The organism is Agrobacterium bohemicum (assembly GCF_001562555.1).
In the GTDB taxonomy this organism is placed as follows: domain Bacteria; phylum Pseudomonadota; class Alphaproteobacteria; order Rhizobiales; family Rhizobiaceae; genus Agrobacterium; species Agrobacterium bohemicum.
In genome coordinates, this window is the sequence record NZ_KQ961025.1 from 293,820 (window position 1) to 313,713 (window position 19,894).

Annotated in this window: 18 protein-coding genes; 6 read left to right on the forward strand and 12 right to left on the reverse strand. The window is 58.3% G+C overall.

Going from position 1 to position 19,894, the window contains the following annotated elements:
- The first annotated feature begins 38 nt into the window (after positions 1 to 38).
- The 4 genes from typA to leuB all read left to right on the forward strand — a co-directional run bounded on the left by typA (position 39) and on the right by leuB (position 4,683).
- Positions 39 to 1,859: a translational GTPase TypA gene (typA, locus tag ATO67_RS07005; RefSeq protein ID WP_067646006.1), complete on the forward strand. Its 1,821-nt coding sequence runs from the start codon at positions 39 to 41 to the stop codon at positions 1,857 to 1,859.
- A 236-nt stretch (positions 1,860 to 2,095) separates the two neighbouring features.
- Entirely contained in the window at positions 2,096 to 2,602 is a 507-nt protein-coding gene (locus tag ATO67_RS07010) for a GNAT family N-acetyltransferase (protein WP_067646008.1), read from the forward strand.
- A 167-nt stretch (positions 2,603 to 2,769) separates the two neighbouring features.
- A complete protein-coding gene (gene leuD, locus ATO67_RS07015) occupies positions 2,770 to 3,375 on the forward strand; it encodes a 3-isopropylmalate dehydratase small subunit (protein WP_067646010.1) in 606 nt (201 codons plus the stop codon).
- Between the two features lie 192 nt (positions 3,376 to 3,567).
- Positions 3,568 to 4,683 (forward strand): 3-isopropylmalate dehydrogenase, encoded by a 1,116-nt coding sequence (gene leuB / locus ATO67_RS07020; RefSeq protein WP_067646012.1) that lies wholly within the window; start codon positions 3,568 to 3,570, stop codon positions 4,681 to 4,683.
- On the opposite strand, the gene ATO67_RS07025 is transcribed toward leuB, so the two are convergent.
- The 4 genes from ATO67_RS07025 to ATO67_RS07040 form a co-directional block, all read right to left on the reverse strand.
- Positions 4,661 to 5,902 carry a cytochrome-c peroxidase gene (locus ATO67_RS07025; RefSeq protein ID WP_067646014.1) on the reverse strand — a complete coding sequence of 414 codons (1,242 nt, stop codon included), beginning with the start codon at positions 5,900 to 5,902 and terminating at the stop codon, positions 4,661 to 4,663. The two genes, leuB and ATO67_RS07025, sit on opposite strands and share 23 nt — an antisense overlap.
- A gap of 102 nt (positions 5,903 to 6,004) precedes the next feature.
- On the reverse strand, positions 6,005 to 6,385 hold the full coding sequence (locus ATO67_RS07030) for a hypothetical protein (RefSeq protein WP_067646016.1): 381 nt from the start codon (positions 6,383 to 6,385) through the stop codon (positions 6,005 to 6,007).
- Between the two features lie 10 nt (positions 6,386 to 6,395).
- The gene (gene yghU, locus ATO67_RS07035) at positions 6,396 to 7,292 is read right to left on the reverse strand and encodes a glutathione-dependent disulfide-bond oxidoreductase (RefSeq protein ID WP_067646018.1); all 897 of its coding nucleotides are present in this window, start codon (positions 7,290 to 7,292) and stop codon (positions 6,396 to 6,398) included.
- 103 nt (positions 7,293 to 7,395) lie between these two features.
- The gene (locus ATO67_RS07040; protein WP_067646020.1) at positions 7,396 to 8,709 is read right to left on the reverse strand and encodes a cobyrinic acid a,c-diamide synthase CobB; all 1,314 of its coding nucleotides are present in this window, start codon (positions 8,707 to 8,709) and stop codon (positions 7,396 to 7,398) included.
- A gap of 92 nt (positions 8,710 to 8,801) precedes the next feature.
- Here ATO67_RS07040 and ATO67_RS07045 point away from each other — a divergent pair, with 92 nt between their 5' ends.
- Entirely contained in the window at positions 8,802 to 9,932 is a 1,131-nt protein-coding gene (locus tag ATO67_RS07045; protein WP_067646022.1) for a cobalt-precorrin-5B (C(1))-methyltransferase, read from the forward strand.
- Here ATO67_RS07045 and cobM read toward each other — a convergent pair.
- Genes cobM through ATO67_RS07060 form a run of 3 tightly spaced genes read right to left on the reverse strand, consistent with a single transcriptional unit; the run spans position 9,887 to position 12,287 of the window.
- The gene (cobM, locus tag ATO67_RS07050) at positions 9,887 to 10,660 is read right to left on the reverse strand and encodes a precorrin-4 C(11)-methyltransferase (protein ID WP_067646024.1); all 774 of its coding nucleotides are present in this window, start codon (positions 10,658 to 10,660) and stop codon (positions 9,887 to 9,889) included. The two genes, ATO67_RS07045 and cobM, sit on opposite strands and share 46 nt — an antisense overlap.
- Complete coding sequence (locus ATO67_RS07055; protein ID WP_067646025.1) at positions 10,657 to 11,052, reverse strand: cobalamin biosynthesis protein; 396 nt, start codon at positions 11,050 to 11,052, stop codon at positions 10,657 to 10,659. The genes cobM and ATO67_RS07055 overlap by 4 nt, the downstream gene beginning before the upstream one ends.
- Positions 11,031 to 12,287, reverse strand: coding sequence for a bifunctional cobalt-precorrin-7 (C(5))-methyltransferase/cobalt-precorrin-6B (C(15))-methyltransferase (locus ATO67_RS07060; protein ID WP_067646027.1), 1,257 nt, complete (start codon positions 12,285 to 12,287; stop codon positions 11,031 to 11,033). The genes ATO67_RS07055 and ATO67_RS07060 overlap by 22 nt, the downstream gene beginning before the upstream one ends.
- Here ATO67_RS07060 and ATO67_RS07065 point away from each other — a divergent pair.
- Entirely contained in the window at positions 12,286 to 13,053 is a 768-nt protein-coding gene (locus tag ATO67_RS07065; RefSeq protein ID WP_067646029.1) for a cobalt-precorrin-6A reductase, read from the forward strand. The two genes, ATO67_RS07060 and ATO67_RS07065, sit on opposite strands and share 2 nt — an antisense overlap.
- On the opposite strand, the gene ATO67_RS07070 is transcribed toward ATO67_RS07065, so the two are convergent.
- The 5 genes from ATO67_RS07070 to cobN are packed head-to-tail and all read right to left on the reverse strand — an operon-like array spanning position 13,020 to position 19,891.
- Positions 13,020 to 13,781, reverse strand: a complete 762-nt coding sequence (locus tag ATO67_RS07070) for a precorrin-3B C(17)-methyltransferase (protein WP_067646031.1) — start codon at positions 13,779 to 13,781, stop codon at positions 13,020 to 13,022. The two genes, ATO67_RS07065 and ATO67_RS07070, sit on opposite strands and share 34 nt — an antisense overlap.
- On the reverse strand, positions 13,778 to 14,560 hold the full coding sequence (locus tag ATO67_RS07075; protein ID WP_067646033.1) for a precorrin-2 C(20)-methyltransferase: 783 nt from the start codon (positions 14,558 to 14,560) through the stop codon (positions 13,778 to 13,780). Before ATO67_RS07075 ends, ATO67_RS07070 begins: the two co-directional genes overlap by 4 nt.
- Complete coding sequence (locus ATO67_RS07080; RefSeq protein ID WP_067646035.1) at positions 14,557 to 15,189, reverse strand: precorrin-8X methylmutase; 633 nt, start codon at positions 15,187 to 15,189, stop codon at positions 14,557 to 14,559. Before ATO67_RS07080 ends, ATO67_RS07075 begins: the two co-directional genes overlap by 4 nt.
- Positions 15,186 to 16,544: a precorrin-3B synthase gene (cobG, locus tag ATO67_RS07085; RefSeq protein WP_067646037.1), complete on the reverse strand. Its 1,359-nt coding sequence runs from the start codon at positions 16,542 to 16,544 to the stop codon at positions 15,186 to 15,188. Before cobG ends, ATO67_RS07080 begins: the two co-directional genes overlap by 4 nt.
- Positions 16,541 to 19,891, reverse strand: coding sequence for a cobaltochelatase subunit CobN (gene cobN, locus ATO67_RS07090; RefSeq protein ID WP_067646039.1), 3,351 nt, complete (start codon positions 19,889 to 19,891; stop codon positions 16,541 to 16,543). The genes cobG and cobN overlap by 4 nt, the downstream gene beginning before the upstream one ends.
- Positions 19,892 to 19,894: the final 3 nt, after the last annotated feature.

The following is a 19,894-nucleotide window of genomic DNA, read 5'->3' on the forward strand; positions in this document are numbered from 1 at the left end:
CTCAAGATATGACGCCCCAACCTCAGAGATATTGAACAATGGCAATTCGCAACATCGCGATTATCGCGCACGTTGACCATGGCAAAACGACGCTCGTTGACGAGCTTCTGAAACAGTCCGGTTCGTTCCGCGAAAACCAGCGCGTTGCAGAGCGCGTCATGGACAGTAACGACCTGGAAAAAGAACGCGGCATCACCATTCTCGCCAAGGCGACGTCTGTCGAGTGGAAGGGTGTTCGCATCAACATCGTCGACACCCCCGGCCACGCCGACTTCGGTGGTGAAGTCGAGCGTATCCTATCGATGGTGGACGGCGCGATCGTTCTGGTCGACTCGTCTGAAGGCCCAATGCCGCAGACCAAGTTCGTGGTTTCCAAGGCGCTCAAGGTAGGCCTCAAGCCTATCGTCGCGATCAACAAGATCGACCGTCCCGATGGCCGCCACGAAGAAGTCATCAACGAAGTGTTCGACCTTTTCGCGAACCTCGACGCGACTGACGAGCAGCTCGATTTCCCGATTCTTTACGGCTCTGGTCGCGATGGCTGGATGAACGTCAACCCGGAAGGCCCTAAGGACGAAGGCCTGGCACCGCTGCTCGATCTGGTTCTTAAGCACGTTCCTGAACCAACGGTTGAAGAAGGTCCGTTCCGTTTGATCGGCACGATCCTCGAAGCCAACCCCTTCCTCGGCCGCATTATCACCGGTCGTATCGCATCCGGCTCGATCAAGCCAAACCAGGCCGTCAAGGTTCTGGGCCAGGATGGCAAGATCATCGAAACCGGTCGTATCTCCAAGATTCTCGCATTCCGCGGCATTGAGCGCACAGCTATTGACGAAGCCCACGCAGGCGACATCGTTGCCATCGCCGGCCTGTCCAAGGGTACGGTCGCCGACACGTTCTGTGATCCTTCGGTTACCGAAGCGATGACGGCGCAGCCAATCGATCCGCCAACGGTTACGATGTCCTTCATCGTTAACGACAGCCCCTTGGCTGGCACTGAAGGCGACAAGGTCACATCGCGCGTCATCCGCGATCGTCTCTACAAGGAAGCCGAAGGCAACGTTGCGCTGAAGATCGAAGAAGCCGAAGGCAAGGACTCGTTCTTCGTGTCCGGCCGTGGCGAATTGCAGCTTGCCGTTCTGATCGAAACCATGCGTCGCGAAGGCTTCGAACTTGCTGTATCGCGTCCACGCGTTGTGATGCAGAAGGATGAAAACGGCCAGACCATCGAGCCGATCGAAGAAGTCGTCATCGACGTTGATGAAGAACATTCTGGTATCGTTGTTCAGAAGATGTCCGAGCGCAAGGCTGAGATGACCGAGCTTCGTCCATCCGGCGGCAACCGCGTTCGTCTGAAGTTCCTGGCTCCAACGCGTGGCCTCATCGGCTACCAGTCCGAACTGCTGACGGACACACGCGGCACGGCCATCATGAACCGTCTGTTCCACTCCTACCAGCCGTTCAAGGGTGCTATCGCTGGTCGTGTTCAAGGCGTTCTGCTGTCGAACGGTTCCGGTGAAGCTGTTGCCTACGCCATGTTCAACCTGGAAGATCGCGGCCCGATGATGATCGAGCCGGGCGAAAAGGTTTACGCTGGCATGATCATCGGCATTCACACACGTGACAACGACCTTGAGGTCAACGTTCTCAAGGGCAAGCAGCTCACCAACATCCGCGCCGCTGGCAAGGATGAAGCCGTGAAGCTGACGCCGCCGATCCGCATGACGCTTGACCGCGCCCTGTCTTGGATTCAGGACGATGAACTGATGGAAGTGACTCCAAAGTCCATCCGTCTGCGCAAAATGTTCCTGGATGCCAACGATCGCAAGCGTTTCGACAAGGCAAAACTTGCTGGCTGATTTGCCAAAAAGTTTTTAATTCGAAGAACCCGGCCTCCGCGCCGGGTTTTTTGTTATCTGGCCTCTTCTTTACGCGCCCGGCATTTATTCGCGGGACTGAGTCGGACGGCGCTTGCTTCAATGGTAAATATAGCGTTAATTTTCAGGCTTCATCCACATGAATAGGCTGTGGGTAAGCTTCGAGCCGTTAACCTTTATGGCTGGTAAGTTTTCTCCGCCGGGGTCAGAATCGCGTTATGAAAACGTTATCCATAGACATTCGCCGAGCAGAGCCGGACGATGCGCGCGCTATTTCCGAAGCGCACAGGTCGTCATGGCAGCAGGCCTATGCGGGTCTCATTCCCCATAAGCCACTGCGGCAGATGCTGGACCGGCGCAACGAGACGTGGTGGCGCAAGGCGACACGCGGCTCGTCCACCATGCTGGTCGTGGAAATTTCTGGCATCGTTGCGGGATACACGACTCTGGGCCTCAGCCGGGCCCGCGGCCTTCCCTATGATGGCGAAATTTACGAGATTTATCTGCGGCCTGAATATCAGGGCATGGGACTAGGCTCTGTACTTTTCATCGAAGCGCGGCGTCTGCTGAAATCTCTCGGCTGCAACGGCGTTGTCGTGTGGTGCCTTGAAGACAGCGATGTCGCCAGCCGTTTCTTTCGCTCGCATGGCGGTAAGGACGTAGCGGAAGGCATGGAAGATTTCGACGGCACGCAGTTGCGTAAGCTCGGCTATGTCTGGCACTAACTCTCAATCCCTCACCTGCTTTTGAAACAAACGCGTTTTGACGTCTCTGTGTTTCGACAGGTGTACCATGTGGGTGCGGTTTGGCCTTCAAATACACGCGATTTTGCGCTATTGCGGCGGTAAGCGTTTATTATGGCCCTGCTATCAGTAAGATTTCGGAGTGAGAGATGGAAAAGTTCACCAAACTGACGGGTGTCGCTGCCCCCATGCCGGTCGTTAATATCGACACGGATATGATCATTCCGAAGGACTACCTCAAAACCATCAAGCGCACCGGCCTCGGTACCGGCCTGTTTGCGGAGTCGCGCTATCTGGAAGATGGTTCGCCAAACCCAGATTTCGTTTTGAACAAGCCCGCCTATCAGAAAGCCCAGATTCTCGTCGCTGGCGATAATTTCGGCTGTGGTTCCTCGCGTGAACATGCGCCCTGGGCGCTGCTGGATTTCGGTATTCGCTGCGTCATCTCCACCAGCTTTGCCGATATTTTCTACAGCAACTGTTTCAAGAACGGTATTCTGCCGATCGTCGTCAGCCCGGAAAATCTGGAAAAACTGATGGATGACGCGTCGCGTGGCTCCAATGCCGTTGTCACGGTCGATCTCGAAAATCTCGAAATCAGCGGCCCTGATGGCGGCACGATCTCGTTCGAACTCGATGAGTTCAAGCGTCACTGCATGCTGAACGGCCTCGACGATATCGGCCTGACACTGGAACATGCCGGTGCCATCGAAGGTTTCGAAAAGACCAATGCTGCCGCCCGCCCCTGGGCCTGATCGCTTCCGCCCGCATTGAGAGCCGGTTTGATCTCCACACGTACCGAATCGTCTCTAGCCTTCCTTGAAATAGGCCATCTCCAAGGCTAAGAAGCCCGCACCCCACAACGATTGACGTTGTGGGAAAAGGATTTTGACGCGCCTGCCGCTTAAACCAAACATGGTTTTGCGGCGTGGCCAAGGAGGGTTTTCATGACAGTGCGCACGCTTTTCCTGCTGCCCGGTGACGGCATCGGCCCCGAAGCCATGGCTGAAGTCCGCAAGCTGATCGATTATCTGAACAGCGAAAAGGCCGCAGGCTTTACGACCGAAGAAGGCCTCGTTGGCGGCAGCGCTTATGATGCCCATGGCGTCGCGATTTCCGACGCGGACATGGAAAAGGCGCTCGCGGCAGACGCGATTCTGTTCGGTGCAGTCGGTGGTCCCAAGTGGGATAGCGTGCCTTACGAGGTGAGACCCGAATCCGGCCTTTTGCGCCTGCGCAAAGATCTAGAGCTGTTCGCCAACCTGCGCCCGGCGATCTGCTACCCGGCACTTGCTGCCGCATCCTCTCTGAAGCAGGAATTGGTCGAAGGTCTCGATATCCTCATCGTTCGTGAATTGACGGGCGGCGTTTATTTCGGCGAGCCAAAGCAGATCATCGATCTCGGCAACGGCCAGAAGCGCGGCATCGACACCCAGATTTATGACACGTTCGAAATCGAGCGCATCGCCAGCGTCGCATTCGAACTGGCCCGCACCCGCGATAACCGCGTCTGCTCCATGGAAAAGCGCAACGTCATGAAATCAGGCGTTTTGTGGAACCAGGTCGTGACGGAAACCCACGCGGCCAAGTTCAAGGATGTGGAGCTCGAGCATATGCTGGCGGATGCTGGCGGCATGCAGCTGGTGCGCAAGCCCAAGCAGTTTGACGTCATCGTCACCGATAACCTGTTTGGCGATATGCTGTCCGATGTTGCGGCCATGCTGACTGGCTCGCTCGGCATGCTACCATCCGCTTCGCTTGGTGCGCCGGATGCCAAGACCGGCAAGCGCAAGGCAATGTATGAGCCTGTGCACGGCTCTGCCCCTGACATCGCCGGCAAAGGCATTGCCAACCCCATCGCCATGATCGCGTCTTTCGCCATGTGCCTGCGTTATTCCTTCAACATGGTGGATGAAGCCACCAAGCTGGAAACGGCCATCGCCAACGTGCTGGACAAGGGCATCCGCACCGCAGACATCGTCTCGGACGGCAGCCGTCAGGTCAGCACGTCTGAAATGGGCGATGCGGTTCTGGCAGAATTCAAGGCACTTTTGGCGGCGTAAGAGAAACCGGCTGGGCAGGGGGCGTTGCGCCTTGCCCGGCATTGTCTTCCGGCAAAAGGTGCTCATATCGCTTGTCTGTCAGCGTTTTCAAAAACGCGACGATAGCATCTACCCGCTTGTCATCCAGCGCGGGCGCTGAGGTCAGCTCTGTCATGGCGATGTTGTCAGCCACCTCAGGCGCATCCCAAGCTTGCCCCGTCTCCGGGTTGATCTGACGGCTGGCCTTCTTGCTTTTGTATTTCACGTAAAACAGCACCACGGTGCGCAAGTCCTTGAACACGCCATTATGCATGTAGGGTCCGGTAATAGCGACATTCCGCAGCGTCGGCACCTTGAACTTGCCGCGCTGTGCCGGATCGCCCGCGACGGCCGGGTTCTGCGCCAAACCGAGATCGACGGCATCAGGCTTTGAACCATTGGCCGCCCGCACCGCCTTGTTGGCGGGAACGCCGATATTGAAATATTTGTGGTTTGTGAAGACACCGTCGGAGAGGCCATTGGTGCCGCGGATTTCATGACACGTATTGCAGTTGGTAAATTGTGTCGAGGACATCAGCACACGGCCAAGCTCTTCCTGATCGGTCAGCTTTTCTTCACCCCGCAGGAAGCGATCATATTTCGAATCGAAAGTGGAGAACTCGTCGGTTCGTTCAAAGGCTGCCAACGCCTTGGTCATCGCTGCAAAGGCGGAGTCGTCGCTCTTGAACACATCGCTACCGAATTGCGTGCCAAAGGCTGCCGCATAATCCGTATTTTCCTTCAGCCGCTTTGCGATCGTGGTTTTGTCCGGCATGCCCATTTCAATTGGGTTCAATGGCGGGCCAGCGGCCTGATCTTCCAGTGTCGATGCGCGTCCATCCCAGAACTGGCCGCCAACATATTCGCCAACGGCGTTCTTACCAAAAGGTGGGGAGAATTTCGCGTAGGCTGCACTCGGCACGTTGCGATCACCCAGAGACGCGCCGTCATCACCCAAGGAGACATCATGCCCGACCTTGTCGGTCTCGCGCCCATCTGTAAAGCCCAACCCCGGCATATGGCAGGTAGAGCAGGACATGGTGCGGTTCATCGAAAGGTTAGTGTCTTCAAAGAGGGCTGCACCCAGCTTTTCCAGCGTGGCATAATCTTCGCCGCCATGCGCAGCGTCGCCAGTCCCGATACCCGCAGGCAGCAGGAGACACGCACTTGCAGTAATGACGCAGATGATATGCCTGATCATGGCAGACGCCGAAATCGATGAAACTGGGGTGCTCTATAGCACTTCAATTCCGCGAAGCACAGAAACTTTCTCCGTCCGCTCCACTTTGCCGCAGCGGATGGTTCAGTCGATCTGGAAATAATTCTCGAAGGATTCCGGAAAGTTCTGCCGTGCCACCCGCTCATCGATAACGAGCATGGATTGGTAGGACAGAGGATCGAAATCCTTGTCCGCAGGTAGCACCTCACGACCAAATAACAGGCTGAGACGGGCCGCATCGAGGTTTCCACGCTCGAACGGCTCGGCTCCGAACTGGTGCCACAGCGCGTGCAGGAAGGCCGCATCCACCTTGTGTTCCGCCGAGTCATTCCGTGCACGGCGGGGAATGTGTTTGACGGGCGTTACGCCGCGCGGATTTGCGCGGCGTATGGTGAACTGTATGCCCGTGCTCGGCATGCCGGATGGAAAGCCGCGGTGTTTCGTCATTTCAGGCAGCTTTGCCATCGTCTTTTCCTTATGCTTTGCCGATTTTGTCCTGCGTCTTCGTATCGAAGTCGGACGCATCGTGGCGTTCGTGCAATTGTTCCGAAGGATCGCCATTGACCTTGTTGACCATGCGACCCCGCTTTACCGCTGGACGTTCCGCAATCTCGGCCGCCCAACGTTGAAGGTTCTTATAGCTTTTCACATCCAGAAAGACATCAGCCTTCGGATAAGACTGTCCACGTGCCAGATTGCCGTACCATGGCCAGACGGCGATATCCGCAATTGAATATTCCGAACCGGCCAGATACTCGTTGTCTGCCAGATGGCGGTCCAGCACGTCAAGCTGTCGCTTGGCTTCCATAGCAAAACGGTCGATGGCATATTTGATATGAATCGGCGCATAGGCGTAGAAATGGCCAAAACCACCGCCGAGATACGGCCCGGATGCCATCTGCCAGAACAGCCAGTTGATCGCCTCTGTGCGGCCCCTATGATCTTTAGGCAGAAACGCACCAAACTTTTCTGCGAGATAAAGCAGGATCGATCCGCTTTCGAACACACGCGTCGGCTCAGGGGTGGAATGGTCCACCAGTGCCGGGATTTTCGAGTTTGGGTTGGCCTTGACGAAATCCGAGCCGAACTGGTCGCCATCGCCGATACGGATCAGCCAGGCATCATATTCCGCACCCGTATGTCCTGCCGCCAAGAGTTCTTCCAGAATAATGCCGACCTTCTGGCCATTGGGCGTCGCCAGCGAATAAAGCTGCAACGGATGTTTGCCGACTGGCAATTCCTTATCGTGCGTAGGACCTGCAATCGGGCGGTTGATATTGGCGAACTGACCGCCATTGCCCTTTTCCCATTCCCAGACGTCGGCTGGTTCGTAACCGGCGGGAAAATTATTTTCGGGGGATTTCTCGGTCATGAAAATCTGTCCTTGTTGAATGGATCAAGCGCCAGCACGCAGCGCATCACCACAATATAGGGAGGCGGCGACATTCCTCCACCACACGATTGATGAGAAAAACTTAACCTTTGGCAATGGCGTGAAAAAACGTACCCGTCACCAGCCCGCGCCTGCCGCCGGAAGGTCCAAGCGGCTTGCCCTGACCGTCGGCAATCTGCGCAAAGGCATCATCGCGTCCAGCATCGGTCACACGGGCATAGTGAAACTCATGGCCGCGCAGAACCTCGCCTGCCCGCCCCAGCAGACCATCAACGGCAATGGTGGCCTGCCGATAGCCAAGGTTCATCTTGCGTTTGGCAAAGCTGGTGGCATGGGACAAAAGCCCGGTCATGGCATGGCTCACGCCATCGGCATCTTCCAGCCTCTCACCCAGCACCATATAGCCTCCGCATTCCCCATGAACTGGCTTTTCATGCGAAAAGCGTGAGAGACCCGCCTTGAAATTCGTGGCCCCCGCAAGTCTGCCCGCGTGAAGCTCGGGATATCCACCCGGCAACCAGCAGACATCGCAGGAGGCGTTGGGCGATTCATCGGCAAGGGGCGAAAACGGGATGATCTCCGCACCCGCTTCGCGCCAGTGACGCTGAAGATGCGGGTAGAGAAACGTAAAGGCGGCATCCTGCGCCAGCGCGATGCGCTGACCGGGCGGTGCGATTGCGGCTTCCACCGAGCCCCGCGAGAGCTCCACCGGGCGCGCCAGCGACAAAAGCGCATCAAGATCAATCGCCTGCTCCATCGCATCGGCAAGCCGCTCGATATGCGCGTCGATCTCAGGATGCTCGCTGGCCTGCACCAGCCCCAGATGACGCTCCGGCAACACCAGCGAGGGATCACGCATCACGCAGCCCGCTACGGGTAAGCCGATTCTTTCAATGGCTTGCGAACAGAGCGTCCGGTGTCTTTCGCTGCCTGCACGGTTGAGCACAACAGCAGACATTTTGACATCCGGATCGTAATGGGCAAATCCGTGGGCAACCGCCGCAGCCGTCTGGGATTGGCCCGATATATCCAGCACCAGCAAAACCGGTATGCCAAACAGCCGCGCCAGATCAGCCGCCGATCCGGTCCGGTTCTCCGGCACCACGATGCCATCAAACAAGCCCATGGCGCTTTCAATCAGCACCAGTTCCGCGTCCTCAGCCTGCTGGGCGAACAGATGCCGCAGCAAATCCGGCTGCATGGCCCAACTGTCGAGATTGAGGCCCGGCGTGCCTGCCGCAAAGGCATGAAAACCGGGATCGATATAGTCAGGCCCGGTCTTGATGCCCCGCACCTTCACACCGCGCCGCGCAAAGGCGCGCAAAAGGCCGATGGTGACGCTGGTCTTGCCCGAACCGGACCGCGGCGCCCCGATGATGATTGCTCGCGCGGTCATGGCCTGCCCTTTTTCACGATAAGTGGTCTCGACATTCACACTGCCTGTTGTTTACCGATGACGGCCATAGCCGTAACCGCTATAGAAACAGAATGGAAACGGATGGAAAAAACCTGCGTCGCGGCTGGACGACCGGCGCTTGCGCGACGGCTGCGGCGAAAGCCGCCTGCGCCGCGTTGCTGACCGGTGATTTTCCATACCCTGTCGAGATCGAACTTCCAAGCGGCAAGCGCGTGAGCTTTTCTCTGGCGACCTCCCAACATGGCCATGGATTTGCGCGCGCTGGTGTCATCAAAGATGCGGGTGATGACCCTGATGTGACCCACGGTGCCTTGATCGAAAGCACGCTGCGGCGTGGACAGCCGGGGACAGGCATCACCTTCAAAGCGGGCAGGGGTGTTGGCACCGTCACCCGCCCTGGACTTCCCTTGGCCATTGGCGAACCCGCCATCAACCCCGTGCCCCGCAAGATGATCGAGAAAGCCATCCACGACGTCGCCGGAGACAATACCGATTTCGAAGTGGAGATTTCTGTCGAGAATGGCGAAAGGATTGCGGAAAAGACGCTGAACGGCAGGCTCGGCATCGTCGGCGGTATTTCCATTCTCGGGACCACCGGCATCGTCATTCCCTTTTCCTGCTCGGCCTGGATTCACTCCATCTGGCGCGGCATTGATGTAGCACGCGCCGAGGGGCTAACCCATATCCTCGGCGCCACAGGCAACGCCTCGGAAAAAGCTGGACAGGCATTTCATAGCCTGCCGGAAACAGCCCTGATCGATATGGGCGATTTTATCGGCGGCATGTTGAAATATCTGCGAACGCATCCCGTCGAGAAACTCACCATCGCTGGCGGCGTCGCCAAGATGACCAAGCTGGCGCAAGGCATGCTCGATGTTCATTCCAAACGTGGCTTGGCGGACCTGGATGCGCTGGCGAAACTCGCCACAGAGGCGGGCGGAGACGAGATGCTGGCGGATGCCATCCGCCACGCCAACACGGTGGCACACGCCTTCACCATGGCAGGCGGCGCGGGTATAGATCTTGGCAATGTCGTTGCAGAGAAAGCCTGGCAAACGGCGGCCGACGCTCTCAATGTGCCGGAAACGGCGCTCGAAATTCTGGTGTTCGATAGGGATGGGGCTATGAAGGGGCGCTTCGGCTTTGCGCCATCCCGTCACGTATCCGCTTTCCCTTCCGGCGAGCGGAATCGGCGCACATAATCCGTGCTGTAAAGCGCGCTCTCACGAAAATCTTCTGACGCTAGCCCCTTGCCGACGAAAATCAGCGCCGTGCGTTCCACCGGTTCTTCCGCAAGCTTGGTCTCAATATCAGCGAGCGTCCCGCAAATAACCCGCTCCTCCGGCCAAGAGGCCCGCACCACGATAGCGACCGGGCACTCCGCCCCATAAAGCGGCGTCAAATCCTCCACCACCTTGGCAATGGCATGGATGGCAAGGTGAATGGCGAGCGTCGCTCCCGTCGCACCGAAGGCCTTCAACGTCTCCGTTTCCGGCATTTTGGACGCACGACCGGACACGCGGGTGAGCACAAGGCTCTGCGCCACCTCCGGCACCGTCAATTCCCGCCGCAACGTGGCAGCGGCGGCGGCAAAGGAGGGGACGCCGGGTGTAACAGTGTAATCCAGCCCCAGACGCTCCAGACGGCGGATTTGCTCGCCCATGGCGCTCCAGACGGAGAGATCACCAGAATGCAGCCGCGCCACATCCTTGCCCTCACGCGCAGCGGCCACATATTCCGCTTCGATATCGTCTAGCGATAGCGCTGCCGTATCAACGATACGAGCACCGGATGGGCAATAATCCAGCAGCGCCTTCGGCACCAGCGATCCCGCATAGAGGCAGACCGGGCAGGCTGCGATCAGATCACGTCCACGTACAGTGATAAGGTCTGCCGCACCGGGACCGGCACCGATAAAATGAACCGTCATTCGTCATCTCCTAAAGTGGCAAGCGCCACCGTCATGTCGCCAATCACCATACGCGGGGCGATAAGCCTTGATCGTGGCCCCAAAGCCGCAAGCGCCGCTGCTTCGCTGAGGCTCGGGGACCCGGAATGTTTCAGGCTGGTCGCCGATTGTGTGATCGTGCGGGTGCTTGCAGCTTCGAAATCCGCTTGAGCCACCACAATAAAGGCCATGCCAAGTTGCGTGGCTGCTTCCAGCAATCCGGGCTCATCGGCTTTGATAGGTGCTGTTGCAATGACATCAATCTTCACACCAAGCGCCTGCGAAACCTCGTCCAATGCAGCGATAACAGTATCAGCATCAACACCCCTGCGACACCCAATCCCCGCCACAATCACGGCTTGATCCATGCCCATTGGGTGACCGGCATAGCGGGACGCCAGCCTTGCATGGAGCCAACCGGGGATGAGCGGGCAACCTCAAGGCGTATCAACGAACCGCCCAACCGCGCCTGCGCCGCCAGCAGTACGGCTTCCATCTCCAGCGTCACCGCATTGGCGACCAACCGCCCGCCGGGCTTCAGCGCTGCAATAGCACCGTCCAGCACACCATCTTCGCTGCCGCCGCCACCGATAAAGATGGCGTCGGGCGCAGGCAGACCATCGAACGCCTTCGGCGCTGCACCAATCACGACCTCCAGCCCCGGCACACCAAACGCTACCGCATTGCGCTTGGCACGTTCAGCCCGCTCAGAGTGCTGTTCGATATCAATGGCCCGCAAGGAAGGATGCGCCAGCATCCACTCGATGCCGATGGAGCCGGAGCCGGCACCGATATCCCACAACAATTCGCCGTGACGCGGCGCGAGGGAGGATAGGGTTACCGCCCGAATTTCACGCTTGGTCATCTGGCCATCATGCTCGAACAACGCGTCATCCAGACCTTGCGTGTAGGGGAGGATACGGGCCTTTTCATCTGCAACGACATGGATTGCCACGACATTCAGCGGATCGATATCATCAAGAGAAAATGCGGATGCATTACAACGACGCACCTTCTCCCGAGGACCGCCCAAAGCTTCCAGCAGAATAATATCCGAACGCCCGAACCCTGTTTCCGCCAAAAGGGCAGCCAAAAGGGCAGGGGCTTTTTCATCCGATGTCAAAACGATAAGTTTTGCAGCGGAATGCAGATGGGGGCGAATGAGATCGATGGAGCGTCCATGCAAAGACACGCATTCGACATCTTGCAAGGCCCAGCCAAGTCTGGAGGCAGCCAGCGAAAACGCCGATGGTGCAGGGTGGGAGATAGTTTCTTCCGTCGCTACATGCCGAAGCAGGGTGACGCCAACACCGTAAAAGAAGGGATCACCGGAGGCGACCACACAGACTTTTCGGCCACGCAGCGCCACCACATCCGCCATTTCGACGTCAAATGGCACCGGCCATGGCCGTGCTTCACCCTTGATCGCATCCGTCGCCAACATTAGATGCCGCTTGCCGCCAAACACGAATTCCGCATTTTCGATGGCGTAGCGCGCATCCTCGCCCAGCCCGGCAAGACCATTTTCGCCAATGCCGACAATGGAAAGCCATGGCGGAATCGCCTTTTCAGTGGATACACCACCGATTACGGCATATTCAGAGGCCATGACACGCTCCATACTCATTCTCGGTGGCACGGCGGATGCCCGTATTCTGGCCGGAAAACTGGCGGAAGGCTCCGGCTACCGGTTGCTTTTGTCCATGGCTGGCCGAACCCGTGATCCGGTACAGCAACCCGTACCGATGCGAACCGGTGGCTTTGGTGGGTCCAGCGGACTGGCCGCCTTTATAACTGAAAACCAGTTCGATCTTCTGGTGGATGCGACCCACCCATACGCGGCGCGGATATCTGCGAACGCCGTTCAAGCAGCGGAACTGACCAATGTTCCGCTTGTGTCGCTGGAGCGCCCTGCTTGGAAGAAACAACTCGGCGATGACTGGCAAAACGTGGCAGATGTCGAAAGCGCTATGAAAGCGCTCGGTGCAAACAGCACCAACGCTTTCCTCGCTCTCGGTCGCCAGGAATTGCTGCCCTTCGAGGCCGCGCCGCAACACCATTATCTTATCCGCAGCGTCGATCCGGTCGAGCCGAAGTTGGCAGTGCCTAATGCCCGTTATATCACTGCGCGCGGGCCCTTTACCTTGGCGGACGAAATCAACCTCATGAGCGAAAACCGGATCGCGGTTATCGTCTCCAAAAACTCCGGCGGCACAGCGGCCTATGCGAAAATCGAGGCAGCGCGGCAGCTTGGTATCAAGGTGCTTATGATCGAGCGCCCGGACCTTACCCGCGCCGCGACCGTGCCTAGTATCGATACGGCGCTGGCAACTATTCGCCATCAGCTTTCCCTTTTGGACGAACGTGGTGAATAAACCATTGGTTGCTGCCCCTCACGTTCGATCAACCGTGTTTCCACCGAACCAACAATGATGCAGGTCGCCATATCGGCCATATCGCTTGAGGCTTCAGAGAGTGGCACGACCCGCATACGCTCATCCGCCCGCCCTGCAGCGCGACCAAAAATGACCGGTACGGAACCCGGTAGATGCGCGCGCAGGACATCGAAGGCTGTCGCAAGTTGATGCGGACGCGCTTTGCTGATGGGGTTGTAGAACGCCATCACGAAACCGGCCTCAGCCGCTAAAGCCAACCGCTTTTCGATCAGCGACCACGGCTTAAGATTATCCGAGAGCGAAATGGCGCAGAAATCATGCCCCAGCGGCGCACCGGCTTTTGCAGCCACTGCCAGCATGGCCGTGACGCCGGGCACGACGCGAAAATCGATCTCCCGCCATGCCGGAGGACCGTTCTCAATAGCCTCACAGACGGCAGCAGCCATGGCGAACACGCCAGGATCGCCGCCTGACACGACGCAGACCTTGCCGCCCGCAGCAACCAGCGTCAGTGCTGCCTCCGCACGGGAGAGTTCCTCGCGATTATCAGATGCGTGGCGGCGTTGATGCGGCTGTAGCGAGAGACGGTCGAGATAGGGAATGTAGCCGAAAAAATCTTCCGCTTCACGCACAGCATCCAGCGCTTCCGGCGTGATTTGTGCCAGATTGCCTGGGCCAAGCCCCACAACGGTGAGACGACCGCTCATGCGGCGTCTCCACCCGAAGGCCTGTCTTTCCAACCCGGCACCAGCACCAGCGAGAAGTAAGGCGCAGGCGAACCGTCATGCTCCACCAGACTCATGGCATGGCCATTTTCCATCGTGCCGCGCTCCACATACAAAGCGCTTTGCAGCTTGCCGGCTCTTTCCAGAGCCCGGCGGATTTTCGGGAGGTTACGACCGACCTTCATGATGACGGCACCATCCGTGCCAGAGAGACGTTCGGTCAGCGTTTCCTCAGCAAGTGTACCCGGCAGAACGCTTAAGATATCGTCGCCCTGCACCAGCGGCAGACCTGTCATGGACCAGCAGCCGGACATGGCGGTGATGCCCGCCACGACCTCTGCTGGATAAGATGGTGCCAAACGCAAATGCAGGTGCATATAGGAACCGTAAAACAGTGGATCCCCTTCCGACAGCACCGCGACATTGCGCCCGGCATCCAGATGCACCGCAATGTCACTGGCGCACTGGTCAAAGAAATTGGCGATAGCACCGCGGTAATCATCGCCGTTTTTGTCGCTTTCGACTGTTACTGGATAGACCAGCGGCATTTCCAGTGTGCCGGGGCGGATGAAGTTTTCAACGATGCCGCGACCATTGCCCGTGCTACCCTTCTTGCAGAAGAAGGCAACGACATCGGCATTCTCGATGGTACGCACGGCTTTCAGCGTCAAAAGCTCAGGGTCACCAGGACCTGTGCCAACACCGATCATCTTGCCTTTCGATGCCTTTGAAGGCTCTGGCTCAAACATCGCCACGCTCATAGACCCGGCCTTGCAACTGCATTCACCGCCGCTGCCGTCATCGCCGAACCCCCAAGACGACCCTTGACGATGGCATAGGGAATGCCAAGTGGGCTTTCTTCCAAGGCATCTTTGGATTCCATCGCCCCGACGAAACCAACCGGCATGCCAATGATGGCGGCGGGACGGGGCGCGCCTCGCTCCAGCATTTCCAGCAGAAAAAAAAGGGCCGTCGGCGCATTGCCGATAGCCACCAACGCGCCGTCCAGTTTTTCGGCCCACAGGTCAAGCGCTGCCGCCGAACGCGTGTTGCCAATGGTCTTTGCAAGTCCGGGCGTGCGCGGATCACGCAACGTGCAGATCACATCATTGCCAGCGGGCAGGCGCGCGCGGGTCACGCCATGCGCCACCATTTCCGCATCACACAAAACAGGCTTCCCGGCTTCCAGGGCGCCGCGTGCGGCAACCACGAAATCTGGCGAAAACCGAAAGTGCTGCGCGGCATCCACAAGCCCGCAGGCGTGGATCATGCGGATGGCAATCTCAGCCTGATCAGGCGTAAACGCAGATAAATCCGCCTCATCGCGAACCATCGCGAAAGAGCGCTCATAAATTGCGTTACCATCGCGGATATAGTCGTATTCAGTCATCGATCTTCCTGTCGGAGCGCCGCGACAATCCGGTCCTTGCCAAGACGGGCAAGAAGGGTGTGGGCATTTTCTCCGGGCTTATGTTCTTTTTCATATAATCGGGCAAGCCGAGAAAGCGCGGCCTCTTGTTGTGAGAAGGGCAAAACCACATCGGGAGGATCGCCAGCTCGACCGGAATAGGTGAAAGCAAGCCCCTCGGCGCGGCCTGAAAAGGCAAGCGGCGCAGCGTTCGGATGGGCGCATCCCTTGCCACACCCGGAGAGATGCAGCGTGAGAGAGCTGTCCAGAAGCGGTGCACAGTCCACTGCTGCGTGGTCCGCCAATTCCTTTGTGACAAGAAAACCCGAAGCGCAGGCAGATTTGCCCGCGCATACTGCGATCGCAGAACGCGGGTCATCGGCACGGGTCACAAAACCGGCTTCAGGCGCGTGGTCAAGAAGCGCCTGACAAGCCACCTCGTCACCAAGAAAAAACAGGGCGTGGGCGGGGCCTGGTTTTACGAACTTCATCCCGAGCGTGGAGGCGAAGGCGCAGAGAGACGACAGTGCCTTGGCCGGAAGTTGACCATACGCAGGCGCGAGGACGGTGGCGAAAAGGTTTTCTGAGAGACGCAGCAGTCCGAAAGGCTGACACAGGGCTGTGGCTTGTGCATCCCCAGTCTGCTGAATAAGCCAATCCGCACAAATCGCCTGGATTTGCGCAATGTCGAGGTCGCGCCCTCTGGCCTCCGATCCTCGTTCAGCGAGATGAGACAGGAGATGGGTGACGGCATCGGCTGCATTTTCTGTGTGCAGCGAACCAACCCGCAATGCATTGGCTTCTGAACCGCCCAGCATCAGCTGCCAAAACACGTCATTATTGAGACGGACAGCTTTCAACCGGATATCCGCCAGCAGATCATCCATGATCACGTTACCACCGCCATCAACGACGACAGACATTTTTGCTGCTAGCCGTTCATGGAGGTGGAGCTGATCTGCGCGCTCGCATATCCGGCTTACGATTTCACCGGTATCAGCAATTGCCGTTTCATCGATCCCCGCCAGTGGCGACGTTTCCACCGCCAAGCCATGCCGTAACGGCAAGCCCAGAGCGAGAACGTCCATCTCTAATGACACGGCACTCTCGGTCGTCAGCCCGCGAAATTGCAGGCTGCCCCGGGCGGTGATGTCGACCAGACCATTGCCATGCCGGACAGCAAGGGTGCACAGCGCTCCCAAATCATCAGGCGAAACATGAGCCGTGAGAGCAATGCGGGATAAGAGCCCATCACCGGTCTGCATCGGCGCCGACAGAGCCGGGCAAACGCCGCGACGTGCGAAAGGCTGGACATCGGCGCGCGTGGCAGCATTCATACCTTCGCCCTCGCCAATTTGGGAGCTATCAGCATTTCCAGCTCTGCATCGACAGCATTACGGCGGCTGTGCCAAAGGCCGCGACGGCGAGCGGAAAGAAAACGCTGTGCCATTATCTCTGCCGCCTGCGGGTTTTCTCGCAAAATGAAATCGCGAACATCTTCATTGCCGAAGTAAGCATCATACAATGCTTCTATCAAAGATGACGATACGGCGTGGGTGGTCTCGGCAAAACCGATCAGCCTGTCCGCCGTTTCTGCAAACTCCGCAGCCCCACGTGGCCCATGGCGCATTTGCCCGGCAATGAAGCGCGGATTGATGGCGCGGGCGCGCACCACGCGGGTAATCGCCTGCGCGATGGAACGAGCACGGGGACGGGCCGGATCGGTCGTGTCCAGCGCCACCACATCGGCCGATTGGCCGAGCGCCGCCTTGGCCGCCGTATAACCGCCGATGAAGGCAACGTCGGACGAACCATCCAGGAGGTCGCGGCCCGGATCGTCCCCGGTGTGAACCAACAGATCGGCCTTTTCCACCTGGTCCGCGAAGCCCTCATCGGCAAACACGTCAAGCCCATCCGCCCCGCCAAAGGCGTGGCTGGCCGCATCCAGATAGGTCTGGCCTAACTCCTCGCGCTCGTCCCAGCGTCCATTTGCCAGCTTTTCTTCAATGCCCGCGCCATAGGTGCCTGGCGCAGAACCGAAAATACGGGCAGGGATATGACCGAGACTAGCAGCCTCTTCGCCCAAAGGGTTGTCGCCTGGCGATTCTTCACGCCTTGCAATTGCTTTGGCGGCAGCGTCGAGCAGTGCGATGAGCGCCGGAAACATATCCCGGAACAGACCGGAAATGCGGAACGTCACATCTACGCGTGGCCGTCCAAGCGCTGCGGGTGGCAGGATTTCGATGCCAGTCACCCGGCCGGTTGCCGGATCGTAGATCGGTCGCGCGCCCATTAAATGCAGGGCTTGCCCCACATCTTCTCCACCGTTGCGCAAAGATGCCGAACCCCAGAGGTCGAAGACGATATGCTTTGGCCAATCGCCATGGCTCTGCAAATAATGCCGCAGGACCTCTTCGCCCGCCATGCGCCCCAGCTCGAAAGCAGTGGCTGTTGGCATGGTGCGCGGATCTGCGGCGTAAAGATTACGCCCCGTCGGCAGCACATCCAGCCGCCCGCGCGCTGGTGCACCGGAAGGGCCAGGAATAATATGCTGCCCGTTGAGTGCAGCAATCAGCGCAGCCTTTTCAGCCGACGCACTTTGCGCTCTCGACTGATCTGGCTCACCATCCGCACAGCGGCCAAACACATGCTGTCCGTCTTTGATCGCGAAATCCTTGAGATCGCAGAGAAAAGCATCAATGCGTGAAAGCGCGGTATCGGAATCGTCCTGCTTGCCGACGCCAGCATCTTCGGCCAGACCAGTTTCAAGCGCCTTCTCGACGATAAGCTTGGCCAATCTGTCGCGGCGGCGGCTGTCCAATCCATCGGCCTGCGCATATTCATCGACAAGCTGTTCCAGCGCCATCTGTTCAGGCGAAAGTCCAGCATCGATTAAAATAGGCGGAATATGGCCGATGGTAACGGCAGCGATCCGCCGTTTGGCAACGGCTGCTTCGCCGGGATTGGACACGATAAAGGGATAGATCACCGGCAGCGATCCGGTAACGATCTCGGGAAAACAGGTCCGCGATAACGCAACCGTCTTGCCCGGCAGCCATTCCAGCGTACCGTGTGCACCGACATGAATAATTGCATGTGCGCTCGGGCTTTTCTGCATCCACGCACCGAAAGCGACCAGTGCATGCCGAGGCGGCAGGGCCGGATCGTGATAATCCACCCGCCGGTCTTCGGTGCGGCCACGATCTGGCGCAAGAGCAACTGTTACTGAGCCGAAACGAGCGGCACGAAAATGGAATGTTCCGGCTGTTACAGCAGTATCTGCATCCGCTTCACCCCATGTTTCGTCCAAGGCCAGATTGGCAGCTTTGGGCAGGGCGTCGCGGAACGCTGAGTAGTCGGCCAGCGTAAAAGTAGTCGTCTCATTTTCAACCCGGTCAAGCAACGCCCGCGCCGTCTCTGGAATATCGTCCACCGCATAACCGGCGTCGCGTAAGTCGCGCAGGACCTCCAACACACTTTGCGGTACATCGAGACCAACCGCATATCCCGTTCGCCCCGGTGCAGCGCCTGGATAATCCGGCATGAGAATGACGACACGCCGCTCAGCAGGTGCCGCATTCTTTAGCCGCAAAAAGGCAGAGAGACGATCGGCAACCTGCTCGACGCGATCACGCTCCGGGATATGGACTAGGCCGCGCCCGCCGTCTGGGTAAGGCTGTTTAAAGGAAATAGCGCCCGCCAGAATACGCCCATCCAATTCCGGCAGCACCACATGCATGGCGAGATCGGACGGGTTGAGCCCGCGCATGTTTTCCGCCCAACCATCGCGGCGGGTGGTGGCCATGATGACCTGAAAGGTTGCGACGCCCAGCCGGTCGAACAGGCTCTTGCCATCTTCGTCCGAATGGCTGGCGAAAGCTGTCGCTGCTATCATGGCTGCCGGTTCCAAGGGAACGAGCTTTTCTTCCAGAAACCGGATAGCGTCGCTGTCTTTCAGACCGCCGACAAAGATCGGAAGCGGCGAAAAGCCGCGTTCACGCAGTGCCTCATATAGCGCATCGATCGGCGCAACGTCTTCCGCCATCAGCATGGAACGATAAAACAGGATGGGCACAAGCGGCGTACCGGCCTCGTAACAATCCAGCGCCGCCGAAAGGTCAACCACGCCTTCACCGGGCCGGTAGAATCCGCATTTGGGCAACGGTTCTGCTGCAAGATCGGGCCAGACTTCCCCTCGCGCCAACGCAGCAAGCCCTCTCGCAATCCGGTCCATATTTTCCGGCCCGCCTTCGCGGAAGAAGGAAAGGATTTTGGACTGCGTTGGTAGATCGACCGTGGACGCAGCTTCGAGTTTCTCATCGCGATCGCTGCATTCGCCGGGCAAAAGCAAGAGCTTTAAGCCACGCCGCCGCGCCATTCTCGACAACTCGTCCACGCCGTATCGCCAGCGATCGGCACCGCCGAGAATCCGGATAAGGATAAGTCTGGCATGTTCCGCCGTCTTTTCAATCCACAGATCGACCGACATGGGGTGGCGAAGTTCGGAAAGGTTGGCACACACAAAGGATACCGAGACATCGTTACTACGCTGCCATCCGCGCTCCAGCCCACCCAGATCGCTGGCCGAAAAAGACAGCACCACCACATCCGCCTGACCCTGGTTGAGATCAACCGGCTCTATCAGGTCGTCCAGAGACGAAGATGTGGTGGCGAGGATGTGCATGGA